The organism is Streptomyces calvus, assembly GCF_006782915.1.
Taxonomy (GTDB): domain Bacteria; phylum Actinomycetota; class Actinomycetes; order Streptomycetales; family Streptomycetaceae; genus Streptomyces; species Streptomyces calvus.
Window position 1 is genome coordinate 1 of the sequence record NZ_VCNP01000047.1, and the last position, 23,955, is coordinate 23,955.

A 23,955-nucleotide genomic window follows, 5' to 3' on the forward strand; every position below is an offset into this window, starting at 1 on the left:
GGCCGGCGACGAGAACCCGGCCCACGACGAGAACCCGGCCGGCGACAAGAACCCGGCCCTCGGCAAGATCCCGGCCGGCGACGAGAACCCCGCGTACGACGGCACCGCGTACGACGACGCCGAGCGCGACGGCACCGCGTACGACGACGCCGAGCGCGACGGCACCGCGTACGACGCCGAGCGCGACGGCATGGACGCCCTGATGTCCGCGCTCTTCGACGAGCCGCCGCCCGCGGACGCCCAACGGGACCCGGCGTTCCTGGCCGCGCGCGACGCCGCCGCCGCCGACCTGGCGGTGCTGCGCGAGCAGCTGACGCTGATCGGCGACACACTCGCCACTCCGGCCGGCACGAAGGACACCGCTCCGGGGCGACTCAGGGCCGCTCACCCCGGCGGGCGGCCGGAACCAGGCACCGGCACCCGGCAGACCGCACTCCCGCACCCGCGGCACCCCGCGACCGCCGACGACGGGCCGGGGCCCTCGCCGGCCGCCGGGCTCCCGCTGAGCGCCCCGCCGTCCCGCCCGACCGCCGGCTCCCACGGCTCCCACGGCTCACGCGGCTCCCGTGAGGCGCACGGCCCCGGCCCCCGGCGTGCGCGCCGGCGCCCGGTGAAGGTCGCCCTCGGCGCACTGGTCGCCGCTGCCGCCGCCACGCTGGTCGTCGGTACGGGCTGGCTGGTGACGCAGTCCGGCGGCACCTCCGACGCCGCGGCGGACAAGGCCGCCGTGGCGGACTCGGGCGCGGAGGGCGGGGTCCTCTTCGGCAGTCCCCGCTACCTCGCCTGCGCCCGTCTGGTCGCCGAGGGCACCGTGCTGGCGGTGGAGCCGGTGCCGGGAAGCGCCGGGACGGAACGCGTCACGTTGGAGGCGAGCCGCGTCTACAAGAGCGAGGGCGAGGACGACGGCGCGGGCGACCGCGAGATCGTCTTCCTGAGGGAGACGGCCGGCGGCCCGCCGCTGCACCCGGGCGACGGCGTGCTGGTCGGCCTGCCCCGGCACGGCGACCGCCCGGACACGCTGATCGCCGGCGAGCAGCACATCGCCCCCGAACGGACCCGGATCGCCGACTCGCTTCCCCGGTCGCGCGGCCTGTCCTGCGACTGAACGACAGGCACGACGAACCACACGAACCCGACGAACCCGTCAACCAGCTCACCAGCGAAGACGCCGGACACGACGAAGGGGCGGGCGCCCGTACGGACGCCCGCCCCCCTCTCGTGCACAGTCGTTGCCGCTACGGAACGACCTTCTCGATCGCCACGTTGCCGACGCCCGCGACCGTGCCGCGCGCGTTGACCAGCTGGACGCGTCCGAAGAAGGCACGGCCCTCGGGAGCCGCCGCGGCGACGGTGACGTCACCGGAGACGGTGGCCGACTGGCCCGTGCCGAGCTTCACCGCGGCGGCACCGTCGACGGTGACGGAGCCGAGCGAGGCGGCGAAGAACACGTCCCGGTAGTCGTACTCCGTGGTGCCGGCCGGGACGGCGTAGCCGACGACCTCGACGGTGTACGTACCGGCGGCCGGGGAGGCGATGGAGACGGACTCCTCGGAGTCGCCGTCGGCGGAGGAGCCGACCTCGTTGCCGTCCTGGTCGTAGACGGCCAGGTCCAGGTCGGCGGCGGCGTCGGAGACGTTGCCGATGGCCACGTCGAGCGACGCGGCGCCCTCGGGCACCTCGACGGTCGTGGTGTGCGTGTCACCCGTCGCGATGGACGGCCGGGTGGTCTTGGACGACCCGAGCGGGCCGCCGACCAGCTTGCCCTCCAGCGCCGCCAGCTCGTTCTTCACCGTCCAGGAGGCGGCGGCCGGCGTGCCGACCTTCGCCTCGGGCACGGTCACGGTCTCCGGGTCGAAGGCCGCGCCGAGGACGGCGACGTCCAGCTTGTACGGGTTGTCGAGCAGCGGCGAGGTGCGGCGCGACTCGACCTCGATCTCCCAGACGCCCGGCTGCGGGTTCGCGTACGAACGCACGTCGGGGCGGCAGGTGTTGGCCGGGTTGGTGTAGTTCGCGTAGCAGTTGACCGTCGACGTCGGGTCGGCCGGCACACCGTACGGGTGGATGGCGATGAACCGGGTCTGGCTCTTGTCCTTCAGCCCGCTCATCGCGACCTCCAGCGTCTTCGCGCCCTCGGGCACGGTGACGAAGTAGGAGGTGGTGTCGTTGCGCTGGGCCGTGCCGGCGGCGGAGAAGGTGTACTCCAGCGGCGCGGAGACGACCACGGTGGTCAGGATCTGCTGGTCGACGCCCTCGGTGCGCGGGTCGTCGACCTCCAGGATCGCGCTCTTGAGACCGGCCGAGCCGGGTGCCGCCTGGACCTTCACGGTCACCGGCTTGTTCAGCGGCAGCGCGATGTCGTCGTCGCCGACGATGCGGAAGGTGCGGCCCGCGTTGTTCTCGAGGTCGAGCTCGTGGCGGATCGCGCGGTCCGGGCCGGACGTACGGGTGACGGTGATGTCGTACGTCTTCTTCTGGCCGGCCTTCAGGCCACCCTCGCGGTCGTACAGGCCGGTGCCGAAGCCGGGCGTCTTCAGGAACTGGTCGATCGCGGTGTCGACCGGCGCCTTCACCGTGTACGTGTGCGCGGTGGCGCCGTCACGGATGGCGTCCCAGGCGTCCTCGATGTCGATGAGGCCGGCGCCCTCCTCGTAGGCCTGCACACCGCTGATGTGCTCGGCGGTGGAGGTGAGGGCGGTGCGCAGCTTCGCCGGAGTGAGGTCGATGCCCTTCTGCTTCGCGGCGGACAGCAGCAGCGCGGAGGCGCCGGCGGCCTGCGGCGAGGCCATCGAGGTGCCCTGGAGCATGCCGTAGCCGGCCGGCAGGGAGTAGCCCGCCTCGGCGACCGGGGCGCCGGGCAGCCAGGTCTGGATGGTGTTGATCGCCGCACCGGGCGCGACCAGCGTCGGCGTGAAGCCGCCGTCCTCACGCGGGCCGCGCGAGGAGAACGGCATCATGGCGTAGTCCTTCTCCACCACGGAGCCGTAGTTGGCGGCCCAGGTCTCCTTGGAGACGGACGCGCCGACGGAGATGACCTTGTCGGCCAGCGACGGGTCGCCGATGGTGTTGGCGCCGGGGCCGGAGTTGCCCGCGGAGATCACCAGCTGGACGCCGTAGGTGTCGATGAGGCGGGTGTACAGCTCGGCGCGGGCGTTGTTGCCGTCGTTGAGCGCCGGCAGGCCGCCGATCGACATGTTGACGATGTCGACACCGCGCTTGGTGACGAGGTCGATCATGCCCTCGGTGAGCGCGACGTTCGTGCAGCCGCCGGACCAGGTGCAGGCGCGCGAGGAGACGATCTTCGCGCCGGGGGCGGCGCCGTCCATCCGCCCGCCGAACAGGCCGTTGGCGGCGGTGATGCCGGCGACGTGCGAACCGTGCGAGCCCTCGATGACACCGATGTTGACGAAGTCGGCGGTCTTGCCGATCCAGTCGCCGCCGTAGGGGTCCATCGGGACGTCCTTGCGGACCTCCACGACGAACGGCTGGCGCTCGGCGACGTCGGTCGTCGGGTCGTCGGTGCCGAAGTACCCGACCTGGAAGCCGTCCTTGTACGGCTTCATCGGGGTGTCGTCGGCGAAGTCCTGGTTGTTGTTCAGGTCGACGCGGACCGTGCCGGCCGCGGCGTCGTAGAGCACGCCCCAGGAGTCGGTGGTGTCGCCGTCGCGGTTGGCGTCGCCGCCCGCGTCGCCGCCGGTGGTGTACGACTCCAGGAAGGTGCTGATCCGGTAGTCGCCGGCCGGGGCCTGCCAGGTCTTGCCGCTGTAGGTGAACGTCGGCCCGGAGACGGAGGAGACCATCGGACGCCAGGTGCGGTCGCTGTCGACGATCGGGTCGGTCGCCGTCACCCAGTCGACGATCTTGCGTTCGCCGGTGGTGGTCTTCTGCAGCGCAGGGTGGCCGAGGTCCACACCCGAGTCGAGGATGCCGATGGTGACGCCGCGGCCGTCGGCCTTCGGGTGGTCCTCGACGAACTCGACGGCACCGGTCTCGAAGGACGGGTTGTACGGGTTCTCCGCGGGGGTCCGCTTCCCGGGCGCCGGGTAGGAGGTGCTGCCCTGGGCGCCCGCCTGCCGCGCGGTGTCGGCGGCCGGGGTCGGGTCGTCCAGCGGGATCTCCTCGCGCAGGTCGACGCCGTGCACGGAGGAGAGCTCGGTGGCGGCGGCGATCGCCGCGTCGGCCTTGCCGGTGGGGACGGTGGCGCGGACGTAGCCGAGCCCGTCGTGGGTCCGGCCGACCGAACCGCCCTTGACCGCGTCGAGCTGCTCGGCGACCTGCTCGGTCTTCCCGGGAGCGGTGGCGATCATCATCGTGACGTTCTTGGCGCCGTCGGCCTTGGCCTCGGCGAGCAGCTCCGCGTCGTCCGAACCGAGCTTTTCGGCCGCGGACTTGACGTCGGCGTCGGCGGGCGGCGCGTCGGCCGCGAAGGCCGCGGGAATCGGGCCGGCCGCGGAGAGCGCGGCGACGAGACCGGCGGCCACGGCTATACGGGCCACGCGTCTCGCGCCCGATATCGGGTCGCGCTGGGAGGAGTGGGTCATCGGCATCCCTTGTAGGTAAGGAACGATCGTGGAGCGACCGGAGCCGATCGACCCTGGCCGCAACGGTCCGGAATACGAGTCCGGACGATCGTGAGCCTTACGCAAGGGGTAGATGTTTGGCGAGCGTTGGCCGAATCGATATGGATGTATGGGGAAAACCCCCGGTGCCCTTATGGGGAGATGCACCCCGAAGGTGACAAGTCGCCCATGGGGTGCGGTGTCTCAGGCGTCCTTCGTGTGCGCGTAGTGCCGGGACGCCTCGGCCCGGTTGCCGCAGGCGGCCATGGAGCGCCAGCGGCGGGTGCCGTTGCGCGAGGTGTCGAAGAAGTGCAGGACGCACGCCTCGTGCGCGCAGCCGCGGATCCGGTCCGGCGCGACGGTCAGCAGCCGCAGGTAGTCGCGGGCGGCGAGCCAGGCCGGCCCCCAGGAGGCGTCGTCACCCCGGCCGCCGTGCCGCCGCGCCGGGTCCGCGCCCGAATTCTCCCCTGCCCATCCGCGGTCGCCGCGATAACGTCGCCCGGTGCGACGGAACTTGAGGGTGGCGGCCTACGCCGTGGTGGTGCGCGACGGACAGTTCCTGCTCGCCCGCTCCCCGGGCCCCGCGGGCGAGCCCGAGTGGGTGCTGCCGGGCGGAGGCATGGAGCACGGCGAGGACCCCTACGACACCGTGCGGCGGGAGGTGGAGGAGGAGACCGGCTACCACGTCGAGGTCACCGGACTGCTCGGCGTGCACTCCACCCGCCGCACCTTCCCCGGCCGCCTCGGCCGCACCGTCGACCACCACGGCGTACGGCTGATCTACGAGGGCCGCGTCACGGGCGGCGAACTGCGCAACGAGATCGGCGGCTCCACGGAACTCGCCGCCTGGCAGCCGCTGGACGCCGTGCCCCGACTGGTCCGGGTGCGGCTGGTCGACATCGCGCTGAGACTGTGGCGGGAACGCCCGGCGGCGGGCCACGTGGAGACCGCGGAGCCCTGACCGCACGGCACCCCGGTGGCCCCTGCCGCCGGCTACCGGGGCCGGACCACGACGTACGCCGCCGGCTACCGGGGCCGGATCACGACGTACGCCGCCGGCTACCGGGGTCGGATCACGACGTACGCCGCCGGCTACCGGGGTCGGATCACGACGTACGCCGCCGGCTACCGGGGTCGGATCACGACGTACGCCGCCGGCTACCGGGGTCGGATCACGACGTACGCCGCCGGATCGCGGTCCGCCGCGGCCATCAGCGCGGTGCGGACCACCGCCGCCTGCTGTTCCAGCGCGTCCCGCAGCTTGCGCGGAGTGAGGTGGACGACCGTGACGCCGAGGCGTTCGAGGTGCTCGCGCCGGCGGGCGTACTCGGACCACTCGGCCTCGTCCTCGGGCCGCCGGCCCGGGCGCGGCGCGCGCGTGTCCAGCTCCAGCGCCACCGCCTGCTCCGGCCAGTACGCGTCCATGACCCCGAGGTGAGGGCCGCCCGGCAGGCGCAGGTCGACGTTCCAGAACGGCTCCGGCAGCCCGTACTCGCGCACCATCCGGTACAGCCGGGCCTCCGCCAGCGCCCGCCCCTCCGCCAGCAGCGAGTCCACCGCGTCCACCACGTGCGGCCGGTTCAGCAGCTTCGCGCCGGTCAACTCCCGGACCACCGCCGCCGGTTCGCAGTGCCCGCCGCGCACCGCCTCCGTCAGCAGCAGCCGCACGGCACCCGCGTCGTCCAGGCCCGCCACCGCGTCCGCCAGCGCACGCGGCACCGGCGCCACCGGCACGCCCGCGATCTGCTCCGGTACGGGCAGCGCCGAGGTGCGGACGATGCGCGCGCAGCCCGTCGAGCGCAGCCTGCGCAGCCGCGGCACCAGGACGTCCAGCACGTCCAGGGAGGCCGGCGGAGGAGCGGCGGAGAAGCCGTGCAGGGCCAGCGCGGCCAGCCCGGTGATCATCGCCTCGCCGTAGGAGGACACGGGCGGCTGGTCCGCGCCGGGCTGCGCCGGGACGCCCACGGTCCGCTCCCGCGCCGTGTACAGCAGCACCGCGTGCAGCCGCTCCTCGCCGGTCGGCGGGCCGGAATGGAGCAGAACGACGCCCGGCAGCAGCTGCTGCCAGGGCCCGCCGGGGCGGCACCGTTCGCCGGTCTCGGCGCCGGAGACGCCCCGGGCGCGCAGCTGCGCCTGGGTCAGCACCCGGCGCGTGCCGTCACAGAGCTGGTGCAAGGGGCGGGGGGAGAGCGGGGTGTCGTGGTTCATGCCCGGCAATTTCCCGCCTTCAACCCGCTTTTGAACCCGTGTTACACGTCCGTCGACAAACAAGGACAAGGGCGCACTGAAGGACGCATGTTCGGAAACGAAAACCCCTGGTCCGTTCGGGTGAGGACCAGGGGTTACGGCTCGATTGCCCGCATTCCGTAACGGCTTCGGGCGGGCCCGCGTCACACGGGCCCGGTCGGGCTCAGTCCGCCGCCGCGTCGCAGCGCTGCCCGCGCAGGGCCCGCGCCAGGTCGTCGCGCGCCTCCAGGACCAGCCGGCGCAGCGCCGGGGCCGCGTCCTCGTGCGCCGCGAGCCAGGCGTCCGTGGCGTCCAGCGTGGCCTGCGCGTCCTGGTACTCCGGGAACAGGCCCCGCACCACGTCCATGCCGATCTGGATCGACCGCTCGCTCCACACCCGCTCGATCGCCGCGAAGTACTTCTCCGCGTACGGCGCGAGCAGCTCCCGCTGGGACGACTGCGCGAAGCCCGAGATCGTCGCCTCCACCAGCGCGTTGGACAGCGCGTCCGACTCCACCACCTGCGCCCAGCACTGCGCCTTCACCGCCGCCGACGGGCGGGCGGCCAGACAGCGCACGTGGTGCCGCTTGCCGGAGGCGGTGTCGTCCCGGGCCAGCTCCGCGTCCAGCGCCTTCTCGTCCGCCACACCGTGCGCGGCCAGCGGCTCCAGGAACGCCCAGCGCAGCTCCTGGTCCACCTCCAGGCCCGGCAGCGTCACCGTGCCGTCCAGCAGCGAGGTCAGCAGCTCGAAGGCGGCCGGCGCGTCGGCCACCCGCGCGAAGAACCGCGCCCACGCCAGCTGGTGCTCGCTGCCCGCCTCGGCGGCGTACAGCTGGAGCGAGGCGCCCTCGGCGAGCCGGCGGCCGGCCTCCTGCCGCCGCTCGGGCGCGGTGTAGTGCACGGCGGCCGACTCCGCCCACGCGTGCAGCATCTGCAGCACACCGATGTCGGACTCGCGGCCCGCGTACTCGAGGACCAGCCCGATGAACTCCCGGGCCGGCAGCAGCGCGTCCCGCGTCATGTTCCACAGCGCCGACCAGCACAGGGCCCGCGCCAGCGGATCGGTGATGTCGCCCAGGCCGCCGCGGAGCGTCGCCAGGGAGGTCTCGTCGAAGCGGGTCTTGCAGTACGTCAGGTCGTCGTCGTTGACCAGCACCAGCTCCGGCGCGTCCGCCCCGGCCAGCTCCGCCACGACCGTACGCGCCCCGTCGACGTCCGTCTCCGCCTGCGCGTACCGCTCCAGGGTGCCGCCGGCCGTGCGCCAGTACAGGCCCACCGCCACGCGGTGCGGGCGCAGTTCGGGATGCGATTCGGCGGCCTCCTGCACGACCGCCAGCTCGTCGATCCTGCCCTCGGCGTCCAACAGCACCTGCGGCGTCAGCGAGTTGACGCCGGCCGTCTGCAGCCACGCCCGCGCCCAGGCGCCCATGTCCCGCCCGCTGGTCTCCTGAAGGACCGACAGCAGGTCACCGAGGCGCGTGTTGCCGTAGGCGTGCCGCTTGAAGTAGCGGCGGGCGCCTTCGAGGAACGCGTCCTGGCCGACATACGCGACCAGCTGCTTCAGCACGGAGGCGCCCTTGGCGTACGTGATGCCGTCGAAGTTGAGCTTGGCGTCCTGGAGGTCGCGGATGTCGGCGGTGATCGGGTGCGTGGACGGCAGCTGGTCCGCGCGGTACGCCCAGGCCTTGCGGCGGTTGGCGAAGGTGATCCAGCCGTCGGTGAAGCGGGTCGCGCCGACCAGCGAGAACGCGCCCATGAAGTCCGCGAAGGACTCCTTCAGCCACAGGTCGTCCCACCACTCCATGGTGACCAGGTCGCCGAACCACATGTGCGCCATCTCGTGCAGGATGACGTTGGCGCGGCCCTCGTAGGAGGCGCGTGTGACCTTGCCGCGGAAGATGAACTCCTCCCGGAAGGTGACCATCCCCGGGTTCTCCATCGCGCCCAGGTTGTACTCGGGCACGAACGCCTGGTCGTACTTGCCGAACGGGTACGGGTAGTCGAAGTGGTCGTGGAAGAAGTCCAGGCCCTGCTTGGTCACCAGGAACACGTCGTCGGCGTCGAAGTGCGGCGCCAGGCCCTTGCGGCACATCGCGCCGAGCGGGATCTCCAGCCGCGTGCCGTCCTCGAAGGTGCGCTCGTAGGTGTCCGTGACGTAGTGGTACGGGCCCGCCACCACACAGGTGATGTACGTCGAGATCGGCTTGGTCTCGGCGAACCGCCACACGCCGTCGGCGAGTTCACCGGCGCCGTTGCTCCACACCGTCCAGCCCTCGGGCGCGCGCACCTCGAAGCGGTAGGGCGCCTTGAGGTCGGGCTGCTCGAAGCCCGCGAAGACGCGCCGGGAGTCGGCCGGCTCGTACTGCGTGTAGAGGTACACCTCGCCGTCCTCGGGGTCGACGAAGCGGTGCAGGCCCTCGCCGGTGCGGGAGTAGGCGCACTGCGCGTCGACGACGAGTTCGTTGTCGGCGGCGAGGTCCTCCAGCAGGATCCGCGAGCCGTCGAAGACCTGGCCGGGGTCCAGGTCCCGCCCGTTGAGGGAGAGGGCCGTCACACTCGGCGCGATCAGGTCCGCGAAGCTGCTCGCCCCGGGCTCGGCGCAGCGGAACCGGACGGTGGTCACGGAGCGGAAGGTGCGCGGTCCTCCGCCGGAGTGCTCGCCGACCGCCGAGCGCAGGTCGAGGCTCACCTCGTACCCGTCGACGGACAGCAGGGCCGCCCGCTCCCGGGCCTCGTCGCGGGTCAGATTCTCACCGGGCACGGGCAGCACTCCTCAGGCGTCGTCGACAGGGATGAACAGGACCGATCCTGCCATGTGCCCCTGACGGCGGTCAGCCGGGAATGGCCGGGAGCGGGCGCCGCGTTGTGACGGGGAAACGCCTGCCACTACAAGGAGCGACATGTCGGACAAGTCCCCCGCCACGCCCGTCGACTTCTGGTTCGACCCGCTGTGCCCCTGGGCCTGGATGACCTCCCGCTGGATGCTGGAGGTGGAGAAGGTGCGTGACGTCAAGGTCCGCTGGCACGTGATGAGCCTCGCGGTCCTCAACGAGGACAAGCTCGACGAGCTTCCCGAGGAGTACCGGGACATGCTCGAGACCAAGGCGTGGGGCCCGGTCCGGGTGGTCATCGCGGCGCAGCAGGAGCACGGCGCCGAGGTGCTCGGCGACCTCTACACCGCGCTCGGCACCCGCATCCACAACAAGGACGAGGGTCCGGGCCGGGAGACGGTCGCCGCCGCCCTGGAGGACGTCGGCCTGCCCGAGTCGCTCATGGAGCACTGGGACTCCACTCCCTACGAGCCGGAGCTGCGCGCCTCCCACAAGGAGGGCATCGACAAGGTCGGCCAGGACGTCGGCACCCCGGTCATCGCGGTCCCGGGCGCCGACGGCGAGCAGCTCGCCTTCTTCGGCCCGGTCGTCACCCCGGCCCCCAAGGGCGAGGAGGCCGCCCGTCTGTGGGACGGCACCCTCGCGGTGGCCTCCGTCCCCGGCTTCTACGAGATCAAGCGCACGCGGACCAAGGGCCCGGACTTCAGCAACCTGTGACCGTCACTCCAGGACGGGTGCCTTGATCGGTGCGGCGAACGGCTTCTTGTTGAAGCCCGTGCGCAGGTTGCGGCACTGCCGGCCGGTGTCGGGGTCGAGCACGTTGACGCAGAGCCAGAACTCGCCGACCCCCGCCCGGCCCAGCCGTTCCTTGAGCCAGTCCTCCTCCTTCCTGTCCAGCCGGCGGTGCACCTGGTCGCCGCCGCAGGTCACGCAGTAGTCCGTCATGGTCCTCTGTGTCGCCATTGCGCAACCATGACCCGGATTGCCGCATACCGGAAGCCCCCGCGAGTGACGTCAGTCGCGGGGGCTTCGTTCTTCCGTCTGCCGGGTGAACGGTGAGAAGACGATCACGGGGCGGGACGGCTGTTGCTGTGCCTTATTGCATGTTACTTGCAAGTGCGGGCCAGTAACAGGAAGAGCCGTCCGTGGGTCCCGGGCACACGAAACGGCCCCCGCGTGTCCACGCGAGGGCCGTCGCCGCAGAGGAGAGGGCGGTCAGGTGCGGGCGCGTGCCCGCTGCCAGGCGTAGCCGATCGCCGCCAGGATGAGCGTCATCGCGCCCGTCGAGTACAGCTGCACCCGGGTGTCCGGCTCCCGCGCCATCAGGACGAAGATCGCCGCCATGCCGGCCAGCGCCACCCACGTCAGCCACGGGAACGCCCACATGCGCACCACCAGTTTCTCCGGCGCCTCCCGCTCCAGCCGGCGGCGCAGCCGCAGCTGGGAGACGGCGATGAAGATCCAGACGACCAGGATCACCGCGCCGATCATGTTCAGCAGCCAGGCGAAGACGTCGTCCGGACGCCAGTAGCTGAGCAGCACGCACAGGAAGCCGAACAGCGAGGACGCCAGGACGGCGATCCGCGGCACCCCGCCCGACACCCGGCCCAGCGCCTTCGGGCCCTGCCCGCGCTGCACCAGCGAGTACCCGATGCGCGAGGCTCCGTAGATGTTGGCGTTCATCGCGGACAGCAGCGCCACCAGCACCACGACGTTCATCAGCTGGCCGGCGCCCGGGATGCCGAGGCGGTCCAGCGCGGCGACGTACGGGCCGGCCTCGACGACCTCGGGGGCATCCCACGGCACCAGCGTGACGATGACCGCCATCGAGCCGATGTAGAACAGCGCGATTCGCCACATCGCCGTACGGACCGCGCTCGCCACGCCCTTGACCGGGTTCTCCGACTCGGCCGCCGCGATGGTCACCGTCTCCAGGCCGCCGTACGCGAAGACGGAGGCGAGCAGTCCGATCACCAGGCCCTCGCCGCCGTTGGGGAGGAAGTCGGTGAGGTGGGAGGCGCCGGGGGAGTCGGTGCCGGGCAGCACTCCGGCGATGGCCAGCACGCCGAGGCCGAGGAACAGGGTGATCGCGCCGACCTTCAGGGCCGCGAACCAGAACTCGAACTCGCCGAAGTTCTTCACCGCCGCGAGGTTCGTCCCGCAGAAGACCACCATGAACAGCGCCACCCACGCCCACTCGGGCGTGCCCGGCAGCCATCCGGTGACGATCTTCGCGGCGCCGATGCCCTCCAGGCCGACCGCCGTGCACAGCAGCACCCAGAACGACCAGCCCGCGGTGAACCCGGCCCAGGGCCCGATCGCCCGCTCGGCGTGCGCGGAGAACGAGCCCGACGACGGGTACGCGGCGGACATCTCGCCCAGCATCCGCATCACCAGCATCACCAGGAGGCCGGAGAGGGTGTAGGCGAGGACGATGGAGGGTCCGGCGGCGGCGATGCCCGCCCCGGAGCCGACGAACAGCCCCGCGCCGATCACCCCGCCGAGGGCGATCATCGACAGATGGCGCTGCTTCAGGCCGTGCGAGAGGGAGACGCCGTCCGCCTGCGGGGGCGTGCCGACCGGGGGTGCCGCCTGGTCGGCCGTGGCCGAAGGCTTGGGGGAGGTGCTGGGCATGGGCGCGGCTCGTCCAATGCGGGAGATGACAAAACGCCGCCCAGTCTGGGCGGCCTTCTCGCGCCCGCGAAGGGGGTGCCCAGCATGTGGACGGACGCCATACGGAGGGTGTCCGTCCGGTTACCTTGCCTTCGCGGCCCGTCGCCTTTGGTGAGTCCCTACAGCCCGCCTCCCGCCCGCTCCTGTAGCCGGAACCACCTCACCTCCGTGACCGGTGTCACCTCGTGCGGCCCCTCACCCCGGCTCTTTGTCCGGAGCCCACCAAGTCCCTGTTCGCGCCTTTGTCGAGCGCTGACGGTGATCGACGCACGGACCCCGGTATAGCGTCACCGTGTCCTCAACTGCCCTCACCCCGCGGAGACCTCCATGAGCACCGCTGCCGTCACGTCCGCCCGATCCGGCCAGGTCCTCGCGGACCTCATCCCGGCCTCCCGTGTCCGGGACGCCGCGCTCGTGCTCGGCGGCGCCGCGCTCACCGGCCTCGCCGCCCAGATCGCGGTGCCCGTCCCCGGCTCCCCGGTCCCGGTGACCGGCCAGACCTTCGCGGCGCTGCTCGTCGGCACCACCCTCGGCGCCCGCCGCGGCCTCGCCTCCCTCGCCGTGTACGCGCTGGCCGGCATGGCCGGTGTGCCGTGGTTCGCCGAGGGCGGCTCCGGGACGGCCATGCCGTCCTTCGGCTACATCCTCGGCATGCTGCTCGCCTCCGTCGTCGTCGGAGCCCTGGCCCGCCGCGGCGCCGACCGCTCCGCCTGGCGCACCGCGGGCACCATGCTGCTCGGCTCCGCGATCATCTACGCGGTCGGCGTGCCGTACCTGGCGCTCGCCACCGGCATGTCCGCCTCCGCCGCGATCGCGGCCGGCCTCACCCCGTTCCTCATCGGCGACGCCCTGAAGGCGGCCCTGGCGATGGGCCTGCTGCCCACGGCCTGGAAGCTCGTCGACCGGCGCTGACCGGCGCCGACCGGCGCCGATCGGCTCACGAACCCACAGGGCCGGGGGCCCGCGGCACACGTGCCGCGGGCCCCCGGCCCTGTGTCATGAGATCCCGCCTTCAGAAGGCGGCCCTGTGTCGTGCAGGGCGGCCCGGTACCGGGAGAGGCGCGGCGTCAGCCCGCGCGCACCTCGTCGCGCGCCTCGCCGTCCGCCGCCCGGCGGCCCGCCGCGCGCTGCCTGACGACGGCGATGGCCAGCACGATGCCGGCGACCAGCAGCGACAGCAGCACCGTGGTGCGCCCGTTGTGCTCGGTGTCGGTCAGCATGTAGCCCAGCACGAACACGATCAGCGCCGCGCTGGCCCACGTCAGATACGGGTACAGCCACATCCGCACGACCAGCTTCTCCGGCGCCTCCGCCTCGATGATCTTCCGCATGCGCAGCTGCGAGAAGCAGATCACCAGCCACACGAACAGCGCGACCGCGCCGGAGGAGTTGACCAGGAAGAGGAAGACGGAGTCGGGGAACTTGTAGTTGAAGAAGACGGCGACGAAGCCGAACACCACCGACGCGATGATCGCGGTCCGCGGCACGCCCCGGCTGGAGGTCCGGGCGAACGCCTTCGGCGCGTCCCCGCGCTCACCGAGCGAGAAGGCCATCCGGGAGGCCGTGTAGAGCCCGGAGTTGAGGCAGGACAGCACGGACGTCAGCACGATGAAGTTCATGATCTGGCCGGCGTGCGCGATGCCGAGGGAGTCCAGGGCGGCGACGTACGAGCCGTCCTCGGCGATCGACGTGCTGTCCCAGGGCAGCAGGCACACCACGACGAAGATCGAACCGAGGTAGAAGACGCCGATCCGCCAGATGATGCTGTTGGTCGCCTTGGTCACGGCCCGCTGCGGGTCCTCCGACTCACCGGCGGCCAGTGTGGCGATCTCGCTGCCCATGAACGAGAAGACGACGAGCAGGATGCCGGTGAGGATCGCGCCGGCGCCGTTGGGCAGGAAGCCGCCGTGCTCGGTGAGGTTGGCGAGCCCCGCCTGGTCGCTGTCGACGCCCGGCAGCACACCGAAGACGGCCAGCCCGCCGACGACGATGAACGCCGCGATGGCGACGACCTTGATCCCGGCGAACCAGAACTCGAACTCGCCGTAGGACCCGACGGAGGCCAGGTTGGTGGCGGTCAGCACCACCATCACGATCAGCGCCCAGGCCCACTGGGGAACGGCCGGGATCCACCCTTCGAGGATCGCGGCGCCGGCGGTCGCCTCCACCGCCAGCACCACGACCCAGAAGAACCAGTAGAGCCAGCCGATGGAGAAGCCGGCCCACGGGCCGAGCGCACGGTCGGCGTGCGCCGAGAAGGACCCGGAGGTCGGGTTGGCCGCCGACATCTCGCCCAGCATCCGCATCACCAGCACCACGAGCGTGCCGACGAGCGCGTACGACAGGAGGATGCCGGGGCCGGCGGTCGCGATGCCGGTGCTGGATCCGACGAAGAGGCCGGCTCCGATGACACCGCCGATGGCGATCATCGACAGATGCCGGTTCTTGAGCCCGGCCTGGAGCCCGGAACCTCCCGGGGCCCCGTGGCCACCGGGCCCGTTCTCGGCCTTGGAAAGGGTCGGCTGCGAAGTCATGGGGTGGTCTTCCTTTGCGCCGGTTGAGCGGTTCCCGTACGAGCGGTGTACGAGCCGGACCAGTGAAACGGAGGTGAACGAATAGGGGAACCTTTGATTTCGGATCGTTATTTGAGCTTTCCCTGAGGTTCTGTGGAATCCCTTAGTTTTTGAGGGTCTCCTCGCGCGTCGCCCCGCGCGTTCTCCGGCGCATGCCACCCCGCGCCGCCGCCCGTGTGCGCGCATGTCACACTCGACGCATGCGCGTGTATCTCGGCTCGGACCATGCGGGCTACGAACTCAAGAACCACCTCGTCGAATGGCTCCGGGCGGCGGGCCACGAGCCCGTCGACTGCGGCCCGCACATCTACGACGCCCAGGACGACTACCCGCCCTTCTGCCTCCGCGCGGCCGAGCGGACCGCCGCGGACCCCGGCGCCCTCGGCATCGTGATCGGCGGCTCCGGCAACGGCGAGCAGATCGCCGCCAACAAGGTCGACGGCGTCCGGGCCGCCCTCGCGTGGAGCGAGCAGACGGCGGCGCTGGGCCGCGAGCACAACAACGCCAACGTGGTCGCGATCGGCGCGCGCATGCACACCCAGGACGAGGCGACCAAGTTCGTCGAGACCTTCCTCGCCACCCCGTTCTCGGGCGACGAGCGGCACGTCCGCCGCATCGAGATGCTCGCCGCCTACGAGACCACCGGCGACCTCCCCCCGATCCCCGCCCACCACCCGCAGCAGTAGCGGCAGGACACGGCGGAAGGCGGAAGAGCGAGCGAGGGGGGAGCCGACCCGTGCCCGAGGGCCACACCATCCACCGGCTGGCCAAGGACTACGCCGCGGCGTTCGCGGCCGGCGCCCCCCTCCGCGTCACCAGCCCCCAGGGCAAGTTCAGTGACGCCGCCGCCCTCCTCGACCGCAGCCCGCTGCACACCACCGACGCCCACGGCAAGCACCTCTTCCTCGGCTTCGGCGACGTCGGCCCCGGGCACACGGACTGGGTCCACATCCACCTCGGCCTCTTCGGCAAGGTCGCCTTCGGCACCGCCCCCGTGCCCCCGCCCACCGACACCGTGCGGCTGCGCCTGGCCGACGACACCGCCTACGTCGACCTGCGCGGACCCACCACCTGCGCCCTGATCACGGACGGCGAGAAACAGGCCATCCACCGGCGCCTCGGCCCCGACCCGCTCCGCCCGGACGCCGACCCGGCCCTCGCCTACCGCCGGATCAGCCGCAGCCGCACCACCATCGCGGCACTCCTGATGGACCAGAAGGTCATCGCCGGAGTGGGGAACGTCTACCGCGCCGAGGTCCTCTTCCGGCACGGCGTCGACCCCTACCGCGCGGGCCGTGACATCACTCCGGCCGAGTGGGACGCCCTCTGGGCCGACCTGGTGGCGCTGATGCGCGAGGGCGTCCGCACCAACCGCATCGACACCGTCCGCCCGGAGCACACCCCCGAGGCGATGGGCCGCCCGCCGCGCGTCGACGACCACGGCGGCGAGGTCTACGTCTACCGCAGGGCCCACCTGCCCTGCCACATCTGTGGCGGCGAGGTCCGCACCGCCGACCTCGCCGCCCGCAATCTCTTCTGGTGCCCCGACTGCCAGCGGCCGCCGGGGCGTTAGAACCCGTCGCGTCGATCGTCCCGGCGCCGCGGGCCCCGGCCCGCGCGTCCGCGGCGTCGCAGCCGGGCCGACCCGAACGACAGGATCCGGCCGGTCGGATCCGGACGGTCAGAACCCGTGCGGCAGCCACGGCGCCATGGTGCTGCCGAAGGCCAGCGACGCCTCGGCCAGCGCGCCCTCGCGCAGTTCCCGCACCCGGCCGGCCGCCGCCAGCGCCGTCAAACTCACCCCGCCCAGATACGCCGCCGCCAACTCCCGTACCGACAGGGCGAGATCCGCCGCGTCCCGGGTGCGCTCGCAGGACGCTCCCTTGGCGTCGCCGCTCAGCCGCCAACGCCCCGCGTTCCACGGGCAGAAGGCGTCCTCCACCTCCAGCACGACGTCCACCGGCGTCCGGTACGTCCGCGCCCCCAGCGCCGCACCGACGTCCACCAGCCGTACGTACAGCGCGTCGCGCATCTCCGGCCGGCACCGGCGGATGTCGGACACCATGTACTGCCACGCCTCGTCGACCGGCCGGCCGGTCGCCACCAGCGTCGTCGTCAGGTCGATGCCGAACAGGAACCGCCACAGCGCGGCGTCCGCCGCCGGATCCAGCGCGGCCAGGTCGCTGAGGATCACCGTGCCGTCGTGCCCGGACCGGCCCCAGCCCAGCTTCGTGCGGAACCGCGCGTACCCGACGGTCTCCCCGTCCCGCTCCGCGAGCACGCACTGCAACGGCGACGCCCCGCCCCGGTCGCTCTCCGGGTCGAGCGTCCCCAGCCGCTCCCAGCCGGGCCGCCGGGCCAGCATGCCCGGCCGCCCCGGCACCAGCAGCGCGTACACCGCCTCGCACGCGTCGAGCACATCGACGGGCGAGGCGTACCGCAGCCGCACCCCGTCCGTGCCCTCCGGCACCGACAGGGTCGTCCGGCCGGTGTCGATCTCCGCCTTCAACTGGAAGGAGGCGGCCCCGTACCCGTACCGGCCGTAGATCGCCGGCTCGGAGGCGGTGAGCACCGCCAGCGGCTCGCCCCAGGAGCGCACGTCGTCCAGCTGGCGCCGCATCATCGAGGTCAGGATGCCGCGCCGCCGGTGCGTACCGGCCACGCCGACGCCCGTGATGCCCGCGGCCGGCACCGACTCGCCGCCGGGCACGGTCAGCCGGAACGAGAACGCGCCCGCCGACCCCACGCACTCGGCACCGTCCCAGGCGGCCAGAAAACGATCGAACTCGGCGAGCCCGTGCCAGAGTTGACGCTCCTCGTCGGCTTCCACGACACCGGCGAAGGCACGGAGGAGGTTCGCGTACCACTTGTCCCATTCGTCTGGCTGCAGGGTCCTGAGCGCGGCACCGAAGCCCGCCCTTCCACCGGTCACGTCACCTGTCCCACTCGTGCGCGCGTTCGCCATGAACCATGCCTACCAGGGCCCCGAGGGACGAGCGAGGGAATTTCGCCCGGCGGGCACCGCGCCGGCGCCGGGTGACGTCCCCTGTGAGTTCGGTCCCCGTCGGGGGGACAACCAGGACCTCCCGTGCCAAGCGGCCGGTCCGATGGATAGGGTCCCGGACTAATGGCAGCAGAACGACAGCGGCGCGCGGAAGCCGACACGTTCACGGCCCGGTTGAAGAAGCAGTGGCACCGGGCCCGCGTCGGCGTGCGCCGGGCCGCCGTCGACTACTTCCGCGGCGACGGCTCGGACTGGGTCGCACTCGCCGGACTGCTCCTCACCGTCCCGCTGATCGCGGCCGGCACGCTCGCCAACTCCGTGTGGTGCGCGCCGTCCGCGCTGGTCGTGCCCATCGTCGCGGGCGGCCTGCTGCTGCGCCCGGCGAGCCTGCTCGGCCTGTACGCGGCGGCGGCGACCGCGCTGATCGTGGAGTCGGTGCAGCTCGGCCCCTACACCGAGGGCGCGGCCCGGGTCACCCCGGGCGTGGTCCTGGTCGTCGCGGCCTGCGGCTTCTTCGGCCTGCTCGTCGCGCAGTTCCGCAGCCGGGTCGGCGTGCCCTGGCGGCGCGGCGGCACCATGCTGTTCGACCTGCGCGAACGCATCCGGGTGCAGAGCAAGCTGCCCAAGCTGCCGGACGGCTGGCACCGGGAGATGGCGCTGCGCCCGGCCGGCGGGCAGTCGTTCTCGGGCGACTTCGTGGTCGCGGCCCGCACCAACGGCGGGCGCACCCTGGAGGTCGTGCTGACGGACGTCTCCGGCAAGGGCATGGACGCCGGGTCGCGGGCCCTGCTGCTGTCCGGCGCCTTCGGCGGACTCCTCGGCAGCCTGCCCCCGCACGCCTTCCTCCCGGCCGCCAACGGCTACCTGCTCCGCCAGGACTGGGACGAGGGCTTCGCCACCTCCATCCACCTGGTGCTCGACCTCGACTCCGGCGACTACGAGCTGTACTCCGCCGGGCACCCGCCCGGCCTCCAGCTCAGCGCGGGCAGCGGACGCTGGGAGGAGAAGGCGGCCGACGGCCCCCTGCTCGGCGTGTACGACGGCGCCCAGTTCGACCCCGTGAAGGGCTCCCTGCGCCCCGGCGACGTGCTGATGCTGTTCACCGACGGGCTGGTGGAGACCTCCGACCGGGACATCGTCGAGGGCATCGACCGGCTCACCGGCGAGGCCGACCGCTATGTCGCCGGCGGCTTCCACGGCGCCGCCTGGCACCTGATCGAGGCGGTCGCCAAGGACGTCAACGACGACCGTGCCCTGCTGCTCATCTGCCGCGAGGGACCGACGGCCGCCGCCGCCCGCTGAGCGGGCACACTGGACGGGTGACCGAGACACCGCGCACCCCGATGACCACCGCCGAGGTCGAGGCCACCGCCCGCGCGGCGCACGCCGGGCAGACCGACAAGGCGGGCCGCCCCTACGCCGAACACCTGCGGGCCGTCGCGGAGGGCGTCCGCGCGCGCGGCGGCGACGAGGAGCAGATCGCGGCGGCGTGGCTGCACGACGCCGTGGAGGACGACCGGCTGACGGAGCAGTGGCTGCGCGAGGCCGCGCTGACCCAGCGGACCAAGGACATCGTCCTCGCGGTCACCAAACGGTCCGGGGAGCCGCCCGAGGCGTACGCGGCCCGCATCCTCGCGACGCCGGGCGCGCTGCTGGTGAAGGAGGCGGACCTGGCGCACAACGCCGACCCGGCCCGCCTCGCCGTACTGGACGAGGCGACCCGCACCCGGCTGGCCGGGAAGTACACGCGCATGCGTGCGCTCCTCGGCCTGGCCGACTGAGCCGGGTCCCGGGTACGGAGACGAACCCGGGGGGACTGGGACGGACGGTGCGTCAGGCGGAGACCTTCTCGGCCGGCTCGCGCCGCTCGGCGGCCTCCCGCGGCCGGCGGTCAGGGGCGCTTCCGCCCGGGTTGTCGCGGAACGCCCACTCCATCTTCGGCTCCACCACGCAGCGCAGGGCCCGCTGGACCGGCTTGGTGCACAGCACCGTGACGACGGCGGCCGCGCACACGGTCAGCGCGAGCACGCCGAGCGGGTGCGCGAGCGCCGGCTGGTCGAACCAGCCCGTGTAGTTGCCGGCCTTCACCAGGAAGGCGTGCAGCAGATAGCCGTAGATCGTGCCCGCGCCGAGGGCCGTGAACCACATGTGGCGGCGCGGCACCCACGCGAAGAAGCAGGCGGTCAGCAGCAGGGAGCAGCCGAGCGTGGCGAGCACCATGACCGGACCGGTCCACCACGGCGCGCCCATCTCCTGGGCGGCGGTGTTGTGGTACAGCCAGTTGAGCCGCATCCGCGGCACCGACCACCAGGCGACGACCGTGGCCGCGGCGAACACCGGCACGGACAGGATGCGCACCGAGCGGCGCCGCACCAGCTGGAAGTGCTCGGGCCGCAGCAGCAGGCCCAGCACGAAGCACGGCAGGAACTGCAGCACCCGCTGCATGTCGAGGTCGTCACCGATCAGCGGTGACACGGAGGCCAGGACGGCGACGGCCAGCGAGACCGCCAGCGGGTTGCGCACCGTCCGCCACAGCGGCGTGGTCAGCCGCCAGACGAACAGCGCGCACAGGAACCACAGGTGGTAGGTGGGGTCCAGCAGCGTGACGGAGTGGTCCGGGTCGTCGTTCCCGTAGCGCTGGAACAGCGAGTAGGCGATCTCGAAGACGACGTAGGGGACGACCACTCCGGAGACCAGCCGCTTGACGTGCCGGGGGCTCAGGTCGAAGTTGCGCGAGAAGTAGCCGGAGATGAGGACGAACGCCGGCATGTGGAACGTGTACACGACCCGGTACAGGGTCTCCACCGTCCGGTCGTCCAGGATCTGGCCCCAGGCATGGCCGACGGCCACCAGCACGATGGCCAGGTACTTGGCGTTGTCGAAGAACGCGTCACGCTGCTTGCCGGGCTTCGCCGGCCGGACGTCCTGCCCGGCCCTGACCCGCGGGCTCGGCACTCCGGACGCCGGCGACTGCACCGGCGGGAGCGGCGTCCTGCGGTCGTCGTACGGTCGCTGCGAGTTCGTCACTGACCCTCCTGGCAGGAACTCGGGGAGACGGTCGGTGAGCTCGCTGCGCTTGCGGGGGACGAGGCAGCGTAAAACATCTGAGGCACCCTAGCGTCGTACGCGGGAATCCGTAAAACGCCCGTCGTCATTCCTGGTTATCCCGCCCGCGTACCCCGTCTCCGGGAAAGTGAACGGTGTTGTCGACGTGAGGGCCAACACATGCCATGACCAGCGGCGTTGATGAGCGATGGGTGGCATTTGTCGTGATTCTTCATGACTGAACGGTGCATAAGACCGGCAGGCGACTCCGGTGAAATGTCCGCCTTCGTGTGGTGTTCAGGGCCCGTTCGCGGGTCGGCCGGCGCGTCCCGGTGAGCAAGTCGACACGTGTGCGTGCGTGATTCGAATTAGCTGCGAACGCAATGTGTGGACACGGAAACGATCCCGTCGAATTCCCTGTCCGGGTGTTCCTTCGAATTGCCGTGCGAGGTAAAGCCGTTGATCCTCGCGGGCGAGCGCGCGCACGCGCGACGGGCCCTCGTGAGGTGGATGATGCGTCAGCCGCCGCATAGGGCGGCCGTGTTGGTGGCACGATGGTTCTGGCGGGGTGCGCGGGGTCGCGTCGCCCGGGCCGGGGAAGCCGAACCGACCAAGGGTGTGATCAGTTGTGGCCATTTCACTGTCTGTGGTGCTGCTGTTGGCGATCATCCTGGTGGTGTTGATCAGAGGCGGCTCCCTCAAGGCCGGGCCGGCGGTGGTCGCCGTGCTCTTCGGCTTCTTCCTCGCCTCCACCGGCATGGCCGACGACATCCAGCGGTTCCTGGACTCGATAGCCGGGATGATCAACTCGATCAGCTTCTGATCCCGCCCCGCCCCGCCGAGATCCACGGAAACGACCGGGGCCGGGTCGAGGAGATCTCCTCGACCCGGCCCCGGGCCGTACAGAGCGGGCGACGGGAATCGAACCCGCGTAGCTAGTTTGGAAGACTAGGGCTCTACCATTGAGCTACGCCCGCACAGTGCGCGCCGCGCGTCGCACGACCGCGGCACTGACAGGCATCGTAGCGGGTCGTGGGCCCTCGTCGCACACCCCGTTTCCCGCACCCCTCCCGGCACCGCACCGCGCCGGGAAATACGGCGGTCCCCGCGCCCGGGTGCATGTACCCTACGTGTCGCACCAGACGGGGTGTGGCGCAGCTTGGTAGCGCGTCCGCTTTGGGAGCGGAAGGCCGTGGGTTCAAATCCCGCCACCCCGACCAGCCACCAGCACACGCACCAGTGATCGCCTTTTGGGTGCCGTAGCCGCTGCCGTTACTATGCAAGCTGCACGCCCGTGTGTCTCAGCGTCTGAAGTCCTCCGGGCGGCGAATCGGCCGGACCGCTCTGGTCCCGGCAGAACCCGAGAAGTCAGCCACAAGGAGACCGAACCGTGAAGAGCGCCGTGGAGACCCTGAACCCGACCCGGGTTCGGCTCACTGTCGAGGTGCCCTTCGAGGAGCTCAAGGACAGCCTCGACGCGGCGTACAAGAAGATCAACCAGCAGGTCACGGTGAAGGGCTTCCGCAAGGGCAAGGTCCCGGCCCGGGTCATCGACCAGCGCTTCGGCCGCGGTGCGGTGCTGGAGGAGGCCGTCAACGACGCCCTCCCGAAGTTCTACACCGACGCCGTCAACGAGGCCGAGCTGAGCCCGCTGGGCCAGCCCGAGGTCGACATCACGGAGCTGAAGGACGGCGAGACGCTGAACTTCACCGCCGAGGTCGACATCCGTCCGACCATCGAGATCCCGGACTACTCCGGTATCGAGGTCGAGGTCGACGCCGTCGAGGTCACCGACGAGGACGTGGAGAAGTCCGTCGAGCAGCTCCGTGAGCGCTTCGCCTCCACCTCCCCGGTCGAGCGCGCCGCCGAGGACGGCGACGTCGTGACCATCGACCTGGAGGCCAAGGTCGACGGCGAGGTCCTCGAGGACGGCATCGCCAACGGCGTCTCCTACACCATCGGCTCCGGTGAGCTGCTGGACGGCATCGACGACGCCGTGAAGGGCCTGCAGGCCGGTGGCGAGGCCACCTTCACCTCCGAGCTCAAGGGCGGCTCCGCCGCCGGCAAGGAGGCCGAGGTCACCGTCAAGGTCACCCAGGTCGCCGCGCGTGAGCTGCCCGAGCTGGACGACGAGTTCGCGCAGCTCGCCTCCGAGTTCGACACCCTCGAGGAGCTGAAGGCGGACAGCCGCAAGCGCCTGGAGAACATGAAGCAGTACGACCAGGCCACGCAGGCCCAGGAGCGCGTCCTGGAGAAGCTGCTCGAGCTGGTCGAGGTCCCGGTCCCCGAGAAGCTGCTCGAGGACGAGATCAACACCCGCAAGCACAACCTCGAGCACCACCAGCTCGGTCAGATGGGCCTCGACCTCGCGAAGTACCTGGAGATCCAGGGCAAGACCGAGGAGGAGTTCGAGACCGAGACCCGCGAGGCCGCGGTCAAGGGCATCAAGACCCAGTTCGTGCTCGACGAGCTCGTCAAGCAGGAGAAGCTGAACGTGAACCAGGAGGAGCTCACCGAGCACCTCATGCGCCGCGCCGCCTCCTCCGGCATGTCCCCCGACCAGTTCGCCCAGGCCGTCGTCGAGCAGGGCCAGGTCCCGCTGCTCGTCGGCGAGGTCGCCCGCGGCAAGGCCCTGGCCCTCGTGGTCGAGAAGGCCACGGTCAAGGACACCAACGGCGAGATCGTCGACCTCGACGACGAGGAGGACGAGGCCGAGGCCGCCGAGTCCACCGAGGCCGAGGCCGCCGAGGCCCCGGCCGAGGAGAAGACCGAGGGCTGACCCTCGCGTCACCTCCGACGTGATCACCAGGGCCCCGGGGTAGGCGACACTCCGGGGCCCCGGTGTCTGGCCTCCGGGGCCGCCGGCCCGGGAGGCGGGGAACCGTGCGACCGACCCCCACGGGGCCGCGGCCGCCACGGCCGGTGGCCCCGCGGCGGGACGGCGTCCGCCCCCGCTTGCGCGGCCCACCGCCGAGTACACCCCTCTACGCCCCCGGCGAACACCCCCGTTACCGGGATTCCCCGGCGGAGCCCCCGCGTTAGGGTCC

General features: G+C 71.9%; 18 protein-coding genes, 2 tRNA genes and 1 pseudogene. 11 read left to right on the plus strand and 10 right to left on the minus strand.

What is annotated here, in order from left to right:
* Nucleotides 1–1,105, plus strand: a 1,105-nt coding sequence (locus tag FGW31_RS35080) for a hypothetical protein (protein ID WP_185907437.1), incomplete at its 5' end; no start/stop codon positions are given.
* 130 nt (nt 1,106–1,235) lie between these two features.
* On the opposite strand, the gene FGW31_RS22815 is transcribed toward FGW31_RS35080, so the two are convergent.
* The gene (locus FGW31_RS22815) at nt 1,236–4,538 is read right to left on the minus strand and encodes a S8 family serine peptidase (protein ID WP_142195349.1); all 3,303 of its coding nucleotides are present in this window, start codon (nt 4,536–4,538) and stop codon (nt 1,236–1,238) included.
* A 222-nt stretch (nt 4,539–4,760) separates the two neighbouring features.
* Nucleotides 4,761–4,976, minus strand: a pseudogene (locus FGW31_RS22820) (CGNR zinc finger domain-containing protein); the annotation flags it as partial.
* 82 nt (nt 4,977–5,058) lie between these two features.
* Between FGW31_RS22820 and FGW31_RS22825 the strand changes: the two are divergent.
* Nucleotides 5,059–5,517, plus strand: a complete 459-nt coding sequence (locus tag FGW31_RS22825; protein ID WP_233288680.1) for an NUDIX hydrolase — start codon at nt 5,059–5,061, stop codon at nt 5,515–5,517.
* 197 nt (nt 5,518–5,714) lie between these two features.
* Here the strand turns inward: FGW31_RS22825 and FGW31_RS22830 are convergent, their stop codons facing one another.
* The gene (locus FGW31_RS22830) at nt 5,715–6,764 is read right to left on the minus strand and encodes a hypothetical protein (RefSeq protein ID WP_182674557.1); all 1,050 of its coding nucleotides are present in this window, start codon (nt 6,762–6,764) and stop codon (nt 5,715–5,717) included.
* Between the two features lie 202 nt (nt 6,765–6,966).
* Nucleotides 6,967–9,543, minus strand: coding sequence for an aminopeptidase N (pepN, locus tag FGW31_RS22835; RefSeq protein WP_142195351.1), 2,577 nt, complete (start codon nt 9,541–9,543; stop codon nt 6,967–6,969).
* Nucleotides 9,544–9,682: 139 nt separating this feature from the next.
* On the opposite strand from pepN, the gene FGW31_RS22840 reads away from it, so the two are divergent.
* Entirely contained in the window at nt 9,683–10,330 is a 648-nt protein-coding gene (locus tag FGW31_RS22840) for a mycothiol-dependent nitroreductase Rv2466c family protein (RefSeq protein ID WP_142195352.1), read from the plus strand.
* A 3-nt stretch (nt 10,331–10,333) separates the two neighbouring features.
* Here the strand turns inward: FGW31_RS22840 and FGW31_RS22845 are convergent, their stop codons facing one another.
* Together FGW31_RS22845 and FGW31_RS22850 are read right to left on the minus strand one after the other, a co-directional pair.
* Complete coding sequence (locus FGW31_RS22845; protein ID WP_142195353.1) at nt 10,334–10,576, minus strand: hypothetical protein; 243 nt, start codon at nt 10,574–10,576, stop codon at nt 10,334–10,336.
* A 252-nt stretch (nt 10,577–10,828) separates the two neighbouring features.
* The gene (locus tag FGW31_RS22850; protein ID WP_142195354.1) at nt 10,829–12,247 is read right to left on the minus strand and encodes an amino acid permease; all 1,419 of its coding nucleotides are present in this window, start codon (nt 12,245–12,247) and stop codon (nt 10,829–10,831) included.
* Nucleotides 12,248–12,613: 366 nt separating this feature from the next.
* Here FGW31_RS22850 and FGW31_RS22855 point away from each other — a divergent pair, with 366 nt between their 5' ends.
* Nucleotides 12,614–13,198 (plus strand): biotin transporter BioY, encoded by a 585-nt coding sequence (locus FGW31_RS22855; protein ID WP_142195355.1) that lies wholly within the window; start codon nt 12,614–12,616, stop codon nt 13,196–13,198.
* A gap of 155 nt (nt 13,199–13,353) precedes the next feature.
* On the opposite strand, the gene FGW31_RS22860 is transcribed toward FGW31_RS22855, so the two are convergent.
* Nucleotides 13,354–14,820, minus strand: coding sequence for an amino acid permease (locus FGW31_RS22860; RefSeq protein ID WP_142195356.1), 1,467 nt, complete (start codon nt 14,818–14,820; stop codon nt 13,354–13,356).
* A gap of 239 nt (nt 14,821–15,059) precedes the next feature.
* Here FGW31_RS22860 and FGW31_RS22865 point away from each other — a divergent pair, with 239 nt between their 5' ends.
* Together FGW31_RS22865 and FGW31_RS22870 are read left to right on the plus strand one after the other, a co-directional pair.
* Nucleotides 15,060–15,545 carry a ribose-5-phosphate isomerase gene (locus FGW31_RS22865; RefSeq protein WP_142195357.1) on the plus strand — a complete coding sequence of 162 codons (486 nt, stop codon included), beginning with the start codon at nt 15,060–15,062 and terminating at the stop codon, nt 15,543–15,545.
* A gap of 50 nt (nt 15,546–15,595) precedes the next feature.
* Nucleotides 15,596–16,432, plus strand: coding sequence for an Fpg/Nei family DNA glycosylase (locus FGW31_RS22870; RefSeq protein WP_142195358.1), 837 nt, complete (start codon nt 15,596–15,598; stop codon nt 16,430–16,432).
* Nucleotides 16,433–16,540: 108 nt separating this feature from the next.
* Here the strand turns inward: FGW31_RS22870 and FGW31_RS22875 are convergent, their stop codons facing one another.
* Nucleotides 16,541–17,791, minus strand: a complete 1,251-nt coding sequence (locus tag FGW31_RS22875; RefSeq protein ID WP_233452557.1) for a GNAT family N-acetyltransferase — start codon at nt 17,789–17,791, stop codon at nt 16,541–16,543.
* 195 nt (nt 17,792–17,986) lie between these two features.
* On the opposite strand from FGW31_RS22875, the gene FGW31_RS22880 reads away from it, so the two are divergent.
* Together FGW31_RS22880 and FGW31_RS22885 are read left to right on the plus strand one after the other, a co-directional pair.
* Complete coding sequence (locus FGW31_RS22880; protein WP_142195360.1) at nt 17,987–19,165, plus strand: PP2C family protein-serine/threonine phosphatase; 1,179 nt, start codon at nt 17,987–17,989, stop codon at nt 19,163–19,165.
* A gap of 41 nt (nt 19,166–19,206) precedes the next feature.
* Nucleotides 19,207–19,644, plus strand: coding sequence for an HD domain-containing protein (locus FGW31_RS22885; protein ID WP_142195488.1), 438 nt, complete (start codon nt 19,207–19,209; stop codon nt 19,642–19,644).
* Nucleotides 19,645–19,696: 52 nt separating this feature from the next.
* Here the strand turns inward: FGW31_RS22885 and FGW31_RS22890 are convergent, their stop codons facing one another.
* Complete coding sequence (locus FGW31_RS22890) at nt 19,697–20,890, minus strand: acyltransferase family protein (RefSeq protein ID WP_142195361.1); 1,194 nt, start codon at nt 20,888–20,890, stop codon at nt 19,697–19,699.
* A 646-nt stretch (nt 20,891–21,536) separates the two neighbouring features.
* Here FGW31_RS22890 and FGW31_RS22895 point away from each other — a divergent pair.
* On the plus strand, nt 21,537–21,731 hold the full coding sequence (locus tag FGW31_RS22895; RefSeq protein WP_142195362.1) for a hypothetical protein: 195 nt from the start codon (nt 21,537–21,539) through the stop codon (nt 21,729–21,731).
* Between the two features lie 83 nt (nt 21,732–21,814).
* Here FGW31_RS22895 and FGW31_RS22900 read toward each other — a convergent pair.
* Nucleotides 21,815–21,885 (minus strand) — tRNA-Gly (locus FGW31_RS22900).
* Nucleotides 21,886–22,051: 166 nt separating this feature from the next.
* Here FGW31_RS22900 and FGW31_RS22905 point away from each other — a divergent pair.
* A tRNA-Pro gene (locus tag FGW31_RS22905) sits at nt 22,052–22,128 on the plus strand.
* A gap of 170 nt (nt 22,129–22,298) precedes the next feature.
* Nucleotides 22,299–23,687 carry a trigger factor gene (gene tig, locus FGW31_RS22910; protein ID WP_142195363.1) on the plus strand — a complete coding sequence of 463 codons (1,389 nt, stop codon included), beginning with the start codon at nt 22,299–22,301 and terminating at the stop codon, nt 23,685–23,687.
* The last annotated feature ends 268 nt before the right edge of the window (nt 23,688–23,955 follow it).

What these genes read in the sequence shown, in the direction of transcription:
- FGW31_RS22860 (WP_142195356.1), bottom strand. Translation starts at nt 14,820, where the DNA reads ATGACTTCGCAGCCGACCCTTTCCAAGGCCGAGAACGGGCCCGGTGGC.
- FGW31_RS22845 (WP_142195353.1), bottom strand. Translation starts at nt 10,576, where the DNA reads ATGGCGACACAGAGGACCATGACGGACTACTGCGTGACCTGCGGCGGC.
- FGW31_RS22880 (WP_142195360.1), top strand. Translation starts at nt 17,987, where the DNA reads ATGGCAGCAGAACGACAGCGGCGCGCGGAAGCCGACACGTTCACGGCC.
- FGW31_RS22850 (WP_142195354.1), bottom strand. Translation starts at nt 12,247, where the DNA reads ATGCCCAGCACCTCCCCCAAGCCTTCGGCCACGGCCGACCAGGCGGCA.
- FGW31_RS22815 (WP_142195349.1), bottom strand. Translation starts at nt 4,538, where the DNA reads ATGACCCACTCCTCCCAGCGCGACCCGATATCGGGCGCGAGACGCGTG.
- FGW31_RS22855 (WP_142195355.1), top strand. Translation starts at nt 12,614, where the DNA reads ATGAGCACCGCTGCCGTCACGTCCGCCCGATCCGGCCAGGTCCTCGCG.
- FGW31_RS22885 (WP_142195488.1), top strand. Translation starts at nt 19,207, where the DNA reads ATGACCACCGCCGAGGTCGAGGCCACCGCCCGCGCGGCGCACGCCGGG.
- FGW31_RS22840 (WP_142195352.1), top strand. Translation starts at nt 9,683, where the DNA reads ATGTCGGACAAGTCCCCCGCCACGCCCGTCGACTTCTGGTTCGACCCG.
- FGW31_RS22830 (WP_182674557.1), bottom strand. Translation starts at nt 6,764, where the DNA reads ATGAACCACGACACCCCGCTCTCCCCCCGCCCCTTGCACCAGCTCTGT.
- FGW31_RS22865 (WP_142195357.1), top strand. Translation starts at nt 15,060, where the DNA reads ATGCGCGTGTATCTCGGCTCGGACCATGCGGGCTACGAACTCAAGAAC.